This window comes from Streptomyces sp. NPDC090032, from assembly GCF_044748025.1.
GTDB lineage: Bacteria > Actinomycetota > Actinomycetes > Streptomycetales > Streptomycetaceae > Streptomyces.
This window is the reverse complement of record NZ_JBIVFF010000012.1, coordinates 176807-189355: the sequence shown is the minus strand read 5'-3', so window position 1 is coordinate 189355 and position 12549 is coordinate 176807. Positions and strand designations below refer to the sequence as shown.

The 12549-nt window shown below is 72.3% G+C and carries 7 protein-coding genes; 5 read left to right on the top strand and 2 right to left on the bottom strand.

Annotation, left to right across the window (positions count from 1 at the left end; all coding sequences use genetic code 11):
- The first annotated feature begins 91 nt into the window (after window positions 1-91).
- Complete coding sequence (locus ACIPWY_RS28660; RefSeq protein ID WP_362904215.1) at window positions 92-1216, top strand: GuaB3 family IMP dehydrogenase-related protein; 1125 nt, start codon at window positions 92-94, stop codon at window positions 1214-1216.
- A gap of 87 nt (window positions 1217-1303) precedes the next feature.
- Here the strand turns inward: ACIPWY_RS28660 and ACIPWY_RS28655 are convergent, their stop codons facing one another.
- Complete coding sequence (locus tag ACIPWY_RS28655; protein ID WP_393703403.1) at window positions 1304-2557, bottom strand: nucleotide sugar dehydrogenase; 1254 nt, start codon at window positions 2555-2557, stop codon at window positions 1304-1306.
- 285 nt (window positions 2558-2842) lie between these two features.
- Between ACIPWY_RS28655 and ACIPWY_RS28650 the strand changes: the two genes are divergently transcribed.
- The gene (locus ACIPWY_RS28650) at window positions 2843-4549 is read left to right on the top strand and encodes a glycerol-3-phosphate dehydrogenase/oxidase (protein WP_393703405.1); all 1707 of its coding nucleotides are present in this window, start codon (window positions 2843-2845) and stop codon (window positions 4547-4549) included.
- A gap of 174 nt (window positions 4550-4723) precedes the next feature.
- On the opposite strand, the gene ACIPWY_RS28645 is transcribed toward ACIPWY_RS28650, so the two are convergent.
- Window positions 4724-5785, bottom strand: coding sequence for a serine hydrolase domain-containing protein (locus ACIPWY_RS28645; RefSeq protein ID WP_393703407.1), 1062 nt, complete (start codon window positions 5783-5785; stop codon window positions 4724-4726).
- Between the two features lie 114 nt (window positions 5786-5899).
- On the opposite strand from ACIPWY_RS28645, the gene ACIPWY_RS28640 reads away from it, so the two are divergent.
- The 3 genes from ACIPWY_RS28640 to ACIPWY_RS28630 all read left to right on the top strand — a co-directional run bounded on the left by ACIPWY_RS28640 (window position 5900) and on the right by ACIPWY_RS28630 (window position 12523).
- Window positions 5900-7993 (top strand): serine/threonine-protein kinase, encoded by a 2094-nt coding sequence (locus tag ACIPWY_RS28640; RefSeq protein ID WP_401535623.1) that lies wholly within the window; start codon window positions 5900-5902, stop codon window positions 7991-7993.
- A gap of 129 nt (window positions 7994-8122) precedes the next feature.
- Window positions 8123-10660, top strand: a complete 2538-nt coding sequence (locus ACIPWY_RS28635) for a protein kinase (protein ID WP_393703411.1) — start codon at window positions 8123-8125, stop codon at window positions 10658-10660.
- Between the two features lie 297 nt (window positions 10661-10957).
- The gene (locus ACIPWY_RS28630) at window positions 10958-12523 is read left to right on the top strand and encodes a serine/threonine-protein kinase (RefSeq protein WP_266676555.1); all 1566 of its coding nucleotides are present in this window, start codon (window positions 10958-10960) and stop codon (window positions 12521-12523) included.
- Window positions 12524-12549 lie beyond the last annotated feature (26 nt).

The following is a 12549-nucleotide window of genomic DNA, read 5'->3' as shown; positions in this document are numbered from 1 at the left end:
CAGGGGCGGTCCCGGGGTTCCCGGGGCCGCCCCTGGCGCGTATGTCGGGGATACTGGAAGGCGCTGAGACGCAGAGGGAAAGGCCACACACGTGACTGAGATCGAGATCGGGCGCGGCAAGCGCGGCCGCAGGGCGTACGCCTTCGACGACATCGCCGTCGTACCGAGCCGCCGTACGCGTGACCCGAAGGAGGTCTCGATCGCCTGGCAGATCGACGCCTACCGCTTTGAGCTGCCGTTCCTGGCCGCTCCCATGGACTCGGTCGTCTCGCCGGCCACCGCCATCCGGATCGGGGAGCTCGGTGGCCTCGGCGTGCTGAACCTCGAGGGACTGTGGACCCGCTACGAGGACCCGCAGCCGCTCCTCGACGAGATCGCCGAACTGGACTCCGACGTCGCCACGCGGCGCCTCCAGGAGATCTACGCCGCGCCCATCCAGGCCGACCTGATCGGGCAGCGCATCAAGGAGGTGCGCGACTCCGGTGTCGTCACCGCCGCCGCGCTCTCGCCGCAGCGCACCGCCGAGTTCTCCAAGGCCGTCGTGGACGCGGGCGTCGACATCTTCGTGATCCGGGGGACCACCGTGTCCGCCGAGCACGTCTCCGGTGCCGCCGAGCCGCTGAACCTGAAGCAGTTCATCTACGAGCTGGACGTGCCGGTCATCGTGGGCGGCTGCGCCACGTACACCGCCGCGCTGCACCTGATGCGCACCGGCGCGGCCGGTGTGCTCGTCGGCTTCGGTGGCGGTGCCGCGCACACCACGCGCAACGTGCTGGGCATCCAGGTGCCGATGGCGACCGCTGTCGCCGATGTGGCCGCCGCTCGCCGCGACTACATGGACGAGTCCGGCGGCCGGTACGTGCACGTGATCGCCGACGGTGGCGTGGGCTGGTCCGGCGACCTGCCGAAGGCGATCGCCTGCGGCGCCGACGCCGTGATGATGGGCTCCCCGCTGGCGCGCGCCACGGACGCGCCCGGCAAGGGCCACCACTGGGGCATGGAGGCCGTCCACGAGGACGTGCCGCGCGGCAAGAAGGTCGACCTCGGGACCGTCGGTACGACGGAGGAGGTCCTCACCGGGCCTTCGCACACCCCTGACGGTTCGATGAACTTCTTCGGCGCCCTCAAGCGCGCCATGGCGACGACCGGCTACAGCGAGCTCAAGGAGTTCCAGCGGGTCGAGGTCACGGTGGCGGACTCGCAGCACCGCCGCTGACGCAGTTCTACGGAGATGGGGCCCGCACCGCTTTCGGTGCGGGCCCCATCTCCGTAGAGGGCCGTTACAACTCTTCGTGGAGGGCCTCTACAGGCGGTGGGCCGCGCCTGTCGGGGTGGCGCCCCGGGTGTCCAGGAGGAGCTGGGCCTTCACGGACAGGCCCTGGAGGTCGTACGTGCGGTGCTGCTGGAGCAGGATCGTCAGGTCGGCGTCGGCGGCGGCCTCGTAGAGGGAGTCCGCGCGGGGGACGGGGCGGCCGAGGACGTTCCACGACGGGATGTGCGGGTCGTGGTAGCTGACCGCGGCGCCCAGCTGCATCAGCCGGGTGGCGATCTCCTGGGCGGGGGTGCCCTCCAGGTCGGCGACGTCGGGCTTGTAGGTGATGCCGAGGAGCAGGACGCGGGCGCCGCGGGCCGACTTGCCGTGCTCGTTGAGGAGGGTGGCGGCGCGCTGGATCACGTACTGGGGCATGTGCTGGTTGACCTGCTGGGCCAGTTCCACCATGCGCAGGGGGTGGACCGGGAGGGGCGGGCGTGAGAGGTCCTGGGGGACTCCGTGGCCGCCGACGCCGGGGCCGGGGCGGAACGCCTGGAAGCCGAAGGGCTTGGTCTCGGCGCAGCGGATGACGTCCCACAGATCGACGCCCAGGTCGTGGCAGAGGACGGCCATCTCGTTGACCAGGGCGATGTTGACGTGGCGGTAGTTGGTCTCCAGGAGCTGGACGGTCTCGGCCTCGCGTGGTCCACGCGCGCGTACGACCTTGTCGGACAGGCGGCCGTAGAAGGCGGCGGCCGATTCCGTGCAGGCGGGGGTGAGGCCGCCGATGACCTTGGGGGTCGTGGCGTACGCGTGCGTGCGGCTGCCGGGGTCGAGGCGGCCGGGGGAGTAGGCGAGGTGGAAGTCGCGGCCGGCGCGCAGCCCCGAGCCGTCCTCCAGGAGGGGGCGCAGGACGCTTTCGGTGGTGCCGGGGGCGACCGGGGTCTCGATGATCACGGTGGTGTGGGGGCGCAGGCGGGCGGCGAGGGCGCGTGTGGCGTCGGTGAGCTGTGCGAGGTCGAGGGAGCGGTCCGCGCCGAGGGGGGCGGGGGCGCAGATGACGGCGGTACGGACGCGGCCGAGTTCGACGGGGTCGCCGGTCGGCCGGAAGCCCCCCGAGAGCATCCGGCGGATGTCGGCGGCGGTCAGGGTTCCCTCGGCGCCGTCGCCGGGGAGGCGGCCGGCCGCGAGGTCGGTGGCGCGTGTGGGGTCGTAGCCGATGGTGGCGATGCCGGTGGCGACGGCGGCCTGGGCGAGGGGCAGGCCGAGGTGACCGAGTCCGATGACGGCGAGATCTGCGGGCATGGCGGTGGGCCGTCCTTCCCAATAGCCGGAGCGGGAGGGGAGCGCAAGCCCTGTGGACAAGATGGACGAGCGCAATGTCAGACTAGGAGTAAATATGACCGTTATGCGGTATTGCGGGGCTGGGAATCCGGGAGTGTTGTCCACAGGCTGCGGGTGAGTGGTGGCTGAAGTCGGGCACGGCGGTCAGAATCGGTGAATGGGGGATGAGAGCCGGGGCACACCGGACAGGTGACGCCGGTGGGACCGACTGGACCGACGCCGACTGACCGACAGCGGGAGGTAGCAGTGAGGACAGCGACACTGGGACCGGCGGAGCGTGCCGAGGCGCTCGCGGGAATGGCCGAGCGTGAGCTGGACGTCCTGGTCGTGGGCGCGGGAGTGGTCGGCGCGGGAACCGCGCTCGACGCCGCGACCCGTGGACTGTCCACCGGCCTGGTCGAGGCGCGGGACTGGGCCTCCGGCACGTCGAGCCGGTCGAGCAAGCTGATCCACGGCGGGCTCCGGTATCTGGAGATGCTCGACTTCGCGCTCGTACGCGAGGCGCTCAAGGAGCGCGGTCTGCTCCTTGAGCGCCTCGCCCCACATCTCGTGAAGCCGGTTCCGTTCCTGTATCCCCTCCAGCACAAGGGCTGGGAGCGGCTGTACGCGGGCTCGGGCGTCGCCCTGTACGACGCGATGTCGATGGCGCGCGGGCACGGGCGCGGCCTGCCCATGCACCGTCATCTGAGCCGGCGTCAGGCGCTGCGGGTCGCGCCCGCGCTCAAGAAGGACGCCCTCGTCGGCGCGTTGCAGTACTACGACGCGCAGATGGACGACGCGCGATATGTGGCGACGCTGGTGCGCACGGCCGCGATGTACGGGGCGAAGGTCGCCAACAGGGCGCGTGTGACGGGCTTCCTGCGGGAGGGCGAGCGCGTCGTCGGCGCCCGCGTCGAGGACGTGGAGGGCGGCGGCGAGTACGAGATCCGCGCCCGCCAGATCGTCAACGCGACGGGTGTGTGGACCGACGACACGCAGGCGATGGTGGGCGAGCGGGGCCAGTTCCACGTACGCGCGTCCAAGGGCATCCACCTCGTCGTGCCCAAGGACCGGATCAACTCGACGACCGGGCTCATCCTGAGGACCGAGAAGAGCGTCCTGTTCGTGATCCCGTGGGGGCGCCACTGGATCGTGGGCACCACGGACACGGAATGGGACCTCGACAAGGCGCACCCCGCAGCCTCCAGCGCCGACATCGACTATCTGCTCGAGCATGTGAACTCGGTGCTCGCGGTGCCCCTCACGCGTGACGACGTCCAAGGGGTCTACGCGGGCCTGCGGCCCCTGCTCGCCGGCGAGTCCGACGCCACGAGCAAGCTCTCGCGCGAACACACGGTGGCGCACCCCGTGCCGGGGCTCGTGGTCGTGGCGGGCGGCAAGTACACGACGTACCGGGTCATGGCGAAGGACGCGGTCGACGAGGCGGTGCACGGGCTCGACCAGCGCGTCGCCGACTGCGTCACCGAGGACGTCCCGCTGGTCGGGGCCGAGGGCTATCACGCGCTGTGGAACGCGCGGGCGAGGATCGCCGCGCGGACCGGGCTCCATGTGGTGCGGGTGGAGCATCTGCTCAACCGGTACGGGTCGTTGGCGGAGGAGCTGCTCGACCTGGTGGCGGTCGACCCCGGGCTCGGCGCGCCCCTCACCGGCGCCGACGACTATCTGCGGGCCGAGGTCGTGTACGCCGCCTCGCACGAGGGGGCGCGGCATCTCGACGATGTGCTGACGCGGCGCACACGGATCTCGATCGAGACGTTCGACCGGGGGACGCGGTGCGCGCGTGAGGCGGCGGAGCTGATGGCTCCGGTGCTCGGCTGGGACAAGGACCAGATCGAGCGGGAGGTGGAGCACTACGAGAAGCGGGTGCTGGCTGAGCGGGAGTCCCAGCGTCAGCCGGATGACCTCTCGGCCGACGCCGCGCGATTGGGGGCGCCGGATATTGTGCCGCTCTGATGTGCCGGTCTGTGTGTGCGGGCTGGATGCTTGTGCCGGGGTTGCGCTGGGGGCTGTGCCCCCAGGCCCCCCTTCGCCCTGCGGGCTCGTCCTCAAGCGCCGGACGGGCTGAGTGGTGGGTTTGTGCTTGTCCTCAAGTGCGGGGCGGGCTGAGTGGTGGGTTTGCGCTCGTTCTCAAGCGTCGGACGGGCTGGGAGGGGGCGTCGGGGTGAGGCGTGGGCAGAACTCGGCCGTCAGTAGGCGGCGTTCCAGTCGGGGGGCCTCGGTCAGGGTGTCCGTGTTCGTGCGGAACGTGATGACTGTGGAGGCCGTTCTCGTCGTCGCTGTGCGGACGTAGCTGCCCTCTATGCGGCCGTTGTGGCCCCACACCGTCGTTCCGCAGGGGAGTTTCGTGGGGTAGAGGCCCATTCCGTAGTGGCCTTGTGCGCTACGGGTGTTGAGCATCGCGCGGAGCTGGGTCGGGGGGAGGAGGCGGCCCTTCAGGAGGGCTGTGTAGAAGCGGTTCAGGTCGGTGAGGGTGGAGATCAGTTCGCCCGCGGCGCCGGCCACGCGTGGGTTCAGGGTGGTCACGTCGCGGCCCGACGCGTCGTACGCGCGGCCGTGCGGGCGGGGCAGCTTGGTGCGGGTACCGGGGAAGGACGTGCCCGTGAGGTGGAGCGGTTCGATGATGCGGCGGCGGGCCTCGGTCGCGTACGAGTGCCCTGTGACCTGGCCGATGACCATGCCGAGCAGGACGTAGTTCGTGTTCGAGTACGACCAGTGGCCGCGGGCCTTCGGCGGGTCGGATTCGGCCAGGCGTACGGCCGTTGTGGGGGAGACCGGGGTCGTGCCGTGCGTGCGCGCCGTGAAGTCGGGCAGGCCACTGGTGTGGGTGAGAAGCGAGTGGAGGGAGATGGCGTGGTCACGCAGCCGGCCGGGGAGGTGGTCGTCCACCGTGTCGGAGAGCCGGAGGCGGTGTTCGGCGGCGAGTTGAAGGACGACGGTCGCGATGAACGACTTCGTGATGCTCCCCGCCCGGAAGTGGTCGGCGCGGCGGATCGTGGGGCCGGTGCGCACGAAACGGGTCTTCGTGCCCTCGCGGGCGAGCAGCGCCGCGGCGGGGGCCTTGCCCTGCGTGACCAGCAACGGAAGAGTGGCGTCCGTGGCCGGGGCCGCGAGCGTCGTGGAACTGCCCGGAAACGTCCAGAACAGGGCTGCTGCCAGGGGTATCGCCAGCAGTGTCCGAAGTGCGGGCATGGCGGTTCCTCCCTGTGTGTGGTCCATCATGAGGGACGGCCGACCCTGGGCGTGGAGTGGTCCCCGGGTAAGGGACAATGAAGGCTCTGTCAGGGCGGGTTGCAGAGGGGACGCATGTCGGAGGCGGAGCAGGCGGGCACAGCTCGTCAGGACAAGAGTGCACGTCTCCTCGCCGGTCGCTACCGGCTGGGAGAAGTCCTCGGCCGCGGCGGCATGGGCACCGTGTGGCGGGCGAAGGACGAGACGCTCGGCCGGACGGTCGCCGTCAAGGAGCTGCGCTTCCCGTCGAGCATCGACGACGAGGAGAAGCGGCGCCTGATCACGCGTACGTTGCGTGAGGCGAAGGCGATCGCGAGGATCCGGAACAACAGCGCGGTGACGGTCTACGACGTCGTCGACGAGGACGACCGGCCGTGGATCGTGATGGAACTCGTCGAGGGCAAGTCCCTCGCCGAGCAGATCCGTGAGGACGGCCTGCTGGAGCCGCGGCGCGCCGCCGAGGTCGGGCTCGCGATCCTCGACGTGCTGCGCGCCGCGCACCGTGAGGGCATCCTGCACCGCGACGTGAAGCCGTCGAACGTGCTGATCGCCGAGGACGGGCGCGTCGTCCTCACGGACTTCGGCATCGCCCAGGTGGAGGGCGACCCCTCGATCACGTCCACCGGCATGCTCGTCGGCGCGCCCTCGTACATCTCGCCGGAGCGGGCGCGCGGGCACAAGCCTGGCCCGGCCGCCGACCTTTGGTCGCTCGGCGGGCTGCTGTACGCGTCGGTGGAGGGCGTTCCGCCGTACGACAAGGGGTCCGCCATCGCGACCCTGACGGCCGTCATGACCGAGCCGGTCGACCCGCCCAAGAACGCCGGGCCGCTGGAGAAGGTCATCTACGGCCTGCTCGCCAAGGACCCGGAGCAGCGGCTCGACGACGCGGGCGCGCGGGCGCTCCTCAACGACGTCCTGCACGCGCCCGAGCCCAAGGACGAGGAGCCCGAGCCGGTCGACGCGACGAAGGTCGTGCCGCTGCCGCCCGTTCCCGAGCAGACGCCCAAGGCGCCGAAGACGCCCAAGGTGCGCTTCGGTAAGGGGAGTTCGGGGGCGGGGGCCGCTGCGGGCGCCGGTATCGCTGATTCTGGTTCCGCGGGCGCCGGTTCCGGTGCCGCTGTGACCGAGGGCGCGGGCAAGAGGGGCGAAGAGGCCGCCGAGAAGCTCCGCGGTGCGCTGCGGTCGGTGCGGAAAGCCGCTGCCGCCGCCACGGCCGCGACGGCGGCGAGTGCGGCCGGCAAGAGTGGCGGGACCGAGGCCGGCGGTACGGCGGAGGCCGCCGCGCATCCCGCGGCCGGGCAGGGCGGTTCGGGTGTTCCGGCGCAGCCTGCCGGGCCGCCGCGTACGCCCTCGACCAGGGCCTCGCTCACGGACGTGGTCCCGCGCCGCACCCTCGTGATCGTGGCGGTGCTCGTCGCGCTCGCCGTCATCGGCACCGTCCTCGGTATCGCGTTCAGCGGTGGTGACGACGGCAGTTCCGCCAAGGGCGGCGACAAGGCCACCTCCGCGGGAGCGACCGGAGGCAGTGGGTCCGAAGGCGGCGGCGAGGACAAGGGCAGCGGTTCCGGCGGCGGCAGCGACGCGGCTCAGGACGGCGGCAAGGGCTCCGACAAGGGCCAGGGCTCCGGCTCGGACACCGGCAAGGCTGACGGCGAGGCCGACGGCAAGGGCAGCGACTCCGGCCAAGGGGCGTCGCCCGGCACCACCGGCGGTGGCGGTGGGGTCCCCGGCGGCAGCGGTGCCGCCTCGACCTACCGGCACGACCAGGGCTTCTCCATCGGGCTCCCGAAGGGCTGGAAGTACAGCTCGACGGGTGCGGCGGGGGCCCGCTTCACGGGTCCTGACGGCCAGAAGCTGCTCGTCGGCTGGACGACGACGCCCAAGTCGAACCCGGTCCAGGACTGGCGCAACCAGGAGCAGTACATGCGCCGCGCCCAGTACGACCGGATACGCATAGCGGCCGTCGAATTCCGCGGCTGGGACACGGCGGACTGGGAGTTCACGTACGTCGAGGGGGGCACCAAGTACCGCTCGATAGACCGGGGTTTCGTGGTCAACAGCGGTCTCGGCTACGGCCTGATGTACACGGCCAAGGCCGCCGACTGGGACGGTGCGCAGCGCAAGGCCGCCTGGCAGACGTTCACCAAGACGTTCAAGCCGAAGTCCTGAGCCTGAAGGCAGTCCGGCACGTATCGTGAGTGCTTGCGGACCGTGCGCAGCCGTATCGGTACGCATCACTGCGCACAACAGGGCGCAGAGCGAACGGAATTGACCACCGGGCGGACAGGGGGACGCGTCGTGGAGGACTACGCGGGGCGAGTGCTCGCCGACCGCTACCGCCTGCCGCTGTCCCCCGCCGACGCGTACGAGTTCGCGTCGACGCGGGCGTTCGACACCTACAGCGGCCAGGAAGTCCTGGTGAGGCAGGTGCCGTTACCCGAAGTCGTCGAGGCCGAAGTGCTCGACAGCGAAGGGCTGCCGGACGGCTTCGTGCCGCGCGAGTCGCCTGGCCGGCGCGAGCGGGGGGACGCGGCGCGCACCACACGCAGGCCGACGGACCCCGCGGTGCGCCGCGCCATCGAGGCCGCGCAGGCCGCCGCCCAGATACCCGACCATCCCAGACTCGACCAGGTCTTCGACGTGTTCGCCGAGGGCGGCTCGCTGTGGATCGTCAGTGAGGTCGTCTCCGCGCGCCCGCTCGCCGCGCTGCTCGCCGACGAGCCGCTGTCCCCGTACCGGGCGGCCGAGGTCGCGTCCGACGTCCTCACCGCCCTGCGCGCGCTGCACGCCCACGGCTGGGTCCACCGGAACATCACCGCCCGCACGGTTCTCGTGTGCGACGACGGCCGGATCGTGCTGACCGGGCTCGCGGCCGGCGCGGCGGAGGAGGCGCTGTGCGGTTACGACCCGACGCCGCCGTCCCCGGCCGCAGCAGCACCGCAGGCGCCCCGGCCTTCGGCGCCCGCGCCGCCCGTCACCGCTCCGTCCCCCTTCGCTCCCGCGCCGTCCCGGCCCGCCGCTCTTGAGGCCGGGAGCGACCCTCGGGCCGCGCGCGCGGGCGCGATAGCCGCGTACCGGGCTGGTGCGCGTGCCGCGGCGCGCGGTGGCGTGGACACGGGCGGTACGCCGGGGCCGTCGCAGCGCGGGCCGGGCGCGGAGTCCGGGGGCGAGTCCGGTGCGGGTGCGCCTGGCGCCGGTACGCATGGTGGCGGCGCACAGTCCGGCCGGATCGACGACCCCTACGGCGTACAGGGTTCCCCCGGGCTTCCCTGGCACGGGGCGGTCCCGCGGCCCGGTATGGAGCAGCCCGAGCCGGACGCGCCCGCCCCTGAGGCGCCCGACCCCGCGCCAGGAGCGCTGGAAGCACCCGGCGAACCCGGAGGGCCCGGATCCACGCGGTGGGACCAGCTCATCCCCGCGCAGCAGACGGCGCCGGCGGCTGGTCGCGGGCCCACCACCGCGCTCGCCGCCGACCGCGCGAGGCAGGCGCGGATGACCGTCGTCGGGCCCGTCACCGAGCGCTGGGCGCCCGAGCAGGCGGGGCCCGTGCACGAGAACTGGCAGCTGGCCGCCCCGATCGGCCCGGCCACCGACCTCTGGGCCCTCGGCGCCCTCCTCTTCCGCGCGGTCCAGGGGCATGCGCCGTACCCGGAGGAGAACACCGGCGAGCTGGTGCAGATGGTGTGCGCCGAGCCGCCCGCGTTCGCCGAGGAGTGCGGGCCGCTGCGGCCCGTCGTCGAGTCGCTGCTGCGCCAGGACCCCACCGAGCGGCTCGACTTCGAGGAACTGCGGGGCTGGCTGCGGTCGTTGGTGCGGTCCGCGCCGGAGCCGGAGGCGGGCGCGAACGTCGTGGCCGCGCCCCCCTTCGACGCCACCCGGCTGCCGGTCGTACGGCGCCGGGGCGAGCTCGTGCGCAGGCGCCGCCGGCGCTCCGCCGCCCAGGGCGGGACCGGGGCCGGGCACGCGCGCCACAAGCGGGCCAAGGCGCAGCCGCAGCAGACGGAGCGTGGCAGGCCGGAGCGGCGCACGCAGTCCGAGCGGCGCCCTCAGCCGGAGCGACGCCCGCAGTCGGAGCAGCGCACCCGGAGGCCCCGTTCGCTCGGCCGCACCCTGCTCGTCCTCGTCCTGCTCGGCCTGGCCGCCGCGGTCGCGTACGCCGTGCTCTTCATGCCGAAGGCCGAGCCGAGCGGCGGCACGCCCGGCGACGGCGCCAAGGATCACGCGGGCGCCACCGGCGGGGGCGGGGCCGGCCCCGAGGGCGGCAGGTCCGCGCCGGCGTCCTCGGGCGGCGAGTCCGCCGAGGGCCAGGGGAAGAACGGTGGCAAGAGCTCGTCGACCCCGTCCGCCACCGAGCCGCAGAACGACTCGTCGGAGCCCGAGGTCGCGCAGGGCTTCACGCTGCGCAAGGACCCCGAAGGGTTCCGGGTAGCCGTCGCCAAGGGCTGGAACCGGCAGGGAAAGAACGGACAGGGGCAGGTCCTCTACACGCACGGCGACTTCGAGCTGGTCGTCGTCCCGGGCCGCGACAGCACGTCCGCGTACGGCAGCGACCCGATGACGTACCAGCGGGAGAAGGAACGCGAGTTGCAGCCGTTCCGCGACTCGACGTGGGCGACGTCCAGCGGGATGCGCCGGATCGACGTGGGCGGGCGGGCCATGGCCGAGGGCCAGTTCACGTGGCAGAACTCGGCGGGCCGCGAGACGTACGTACGCAACCTCGCGATGATCGTGGGCGGTCGCTACCACGTGGTCCAGCTGCGGGGACCCGAGGCCGAGCGCGACGAGGTGACGCGCCTGTACGAGCAGGCGTCGGCGACGTATCAGAGCACGGGCTGACGCCCCGTCCGGCTACGCACCTGAGATCGGGCTGACGCGGCCGTCGGCTCGCGCGCCGAATACCCCCGCCAAGCCCTGGTCTGCCCCCGCTCGCCCTCTTTCGGTGCCTGTCGACCCCCCAGTCTGCCCCCGTTCAGCCCCAGTTCGGCCTCTGTCCCGGTAGGGGACAAGCGTCACAGTGCGGTCTCCGTGCACCCCCGCCGGTTCCCAGTGCCCGGGGTGCTCCCTAATGTGGCTCTGTCAAGGCCACGAGCGGCCCTGGCACGACCAATGCGCCTGCGGGGGAACGTGAATCAGATGCAAGGCCTGCTCCTCGCGGGCCGCTATCGGCTCGGTGACTCGATCGGACGCGGCGGCATGGGCCGGGTGTGGCGCGCGCACGACGAAGTGCTGCACCGGGCCGTGGCCGTAAAGGAACTGACGGCGGCCCAGTACGTGCAGGAGGCCGACCGCGCCGTGCTGCTCACGCGGACACAGACGGAGGCGCGGGCCGCCGCCCGGATCAACCACCCGGCGGTCGTCACCGTCCACGACGTGCTGGAGCACGACGACCGTCCGTGGATCGTGATGGAGCTCGTCGAGGGTCCCTCGCTCGCGGACGCCGTGAAGGAGTCGGGCCGTATCCTGCCGCGCGAGGCCGCCCGTATCGGCCTGTGGACGTTGCGGGCGCTGCGCGCCGCGCACGCGGCCGGGGTGCTGCACCGCGACGTGAAGCCGGGCAACGTCCTGCTGGCCCGCGACGGACGGGTGCTGCTCACGGACTTCGGCATCGCGCAGGTCGAGGGCGACTCGACGATCACGCGGACCGGCGAGATAGTCGGCTCGGTCGACTATCTGGCGCCCGAGCGGGTCAGCGGCGCGGCTCCCGGACCCGCGTCCGACCTGTGGGCGCTCGGCGCCACGCTGTTCACGGCCGTCGAGGGGAAGTCCCCGTTCCGGCGCACGTCGCCGATCAGCACGATGCAGGCCGTCGTCGAGGACGAGCCGGGCGAACTCACGCACGCGGACGCCCTCGCGCCCGTCATCCAGGCGCTGTTGCGCAAGGACCCGGCGGCGCGTCCGTCCGCCGACGAGGCCGAGACGATGCTCGCCGAGGCCGCCGAGGGGCGGCGGTCCAGCGCTGCGCAGGCCTACGTGCCCACGCAGGTGCATGTCGCGTCGCCACCGACGCCCCCGGAGAAGTCGACCGCGATAGGCGTGCATCACGCCGTCATGCCGACGGTCCCCGCAGCAGGTCGCCGGAAGTGGCCGCGTGTCGTCGCCGTGGCGCTGGCTGCCGCGCTCGTCGGCGGCGGCGGGACGTTCGCCGCGAACCACTACCTGAGTCACCGGACCTCGTCGAACACGAACTCCGGCAAGGACCAGGCAACGAGTACCTCGTCGGGTTCCGGCAGCGGCGGGCACAAGGCCGGGAGCATCCCGGACGACTGGGTTCGCATCGACGACGTCGAGGGCTACAGCCTCATGCTCCCGAAGGGCTGGAAGCGGCAGGCGGACGGCTCCCAGGTCGACTACACGCCGGACGGCGGCGCCCACTTCGTGCGGATCGCGGTCGACAAGTCCCCCGACTGGCCTGACTCCTACCACCACCAGCTGGACCTGGAGCGGCAGGTCACGAAGCTGCCCGACTACCAGCAGGTCAACCTGCAGTCCAACACTTACCGTGACCGGCCGGGATCCCTGTGGGAGTTCACCTGGACCGCGGGCAACAAGGACACGACGTCGGGTCCGCGGCACGCCATCGAGCAGACGTACGTCGAGAACGACGGCACCGAGTACGCCATCTATCTGTCCGTGCCGTCGGCCGACTGGGACGAGGCGCGGCAGCAGTTCGACGCGATCCTGCGGAGCTGGCAACCGTAGGCATCCCCTGGTGTGTGGGCCCCGCC

What these genes read in the sequence shown, in the direction of transcription:
- ACIPWY_RS28640 (WP_401535623.1), top strand. Translation starts at nt 5,900, where the DNA reads ATGTCGGAGGCGGAGCAGGCGGGCACAGCTCGTCAGGACAAGAGTGCA.
- ACIPWY_RS28645 (WP_393703407.1), bottom strand. Translation starts at nt 5,785, where the DNA reads ATGCCCGCACTTCGGACACTGCTGGCGATACCCCTGGCAGCAGCCCTG.
- ACIPWY_RS28655 (WP_393703403.1), bottom strand. Translation starts at nt 2,557, where the DNA reads ATGCCCGCAGATCTCGCCGTCATCGGACTCGGTCACCTCGGCCTGCCC.
- ACIPWY_RS28630 (WP_266676555.1), top strand. Translation starts at nt 10,958, where the DNA reads ATGCAAGGCCTGCTCCTCGCGGGCCGCTATCGGCTCGGTGACTCGATC.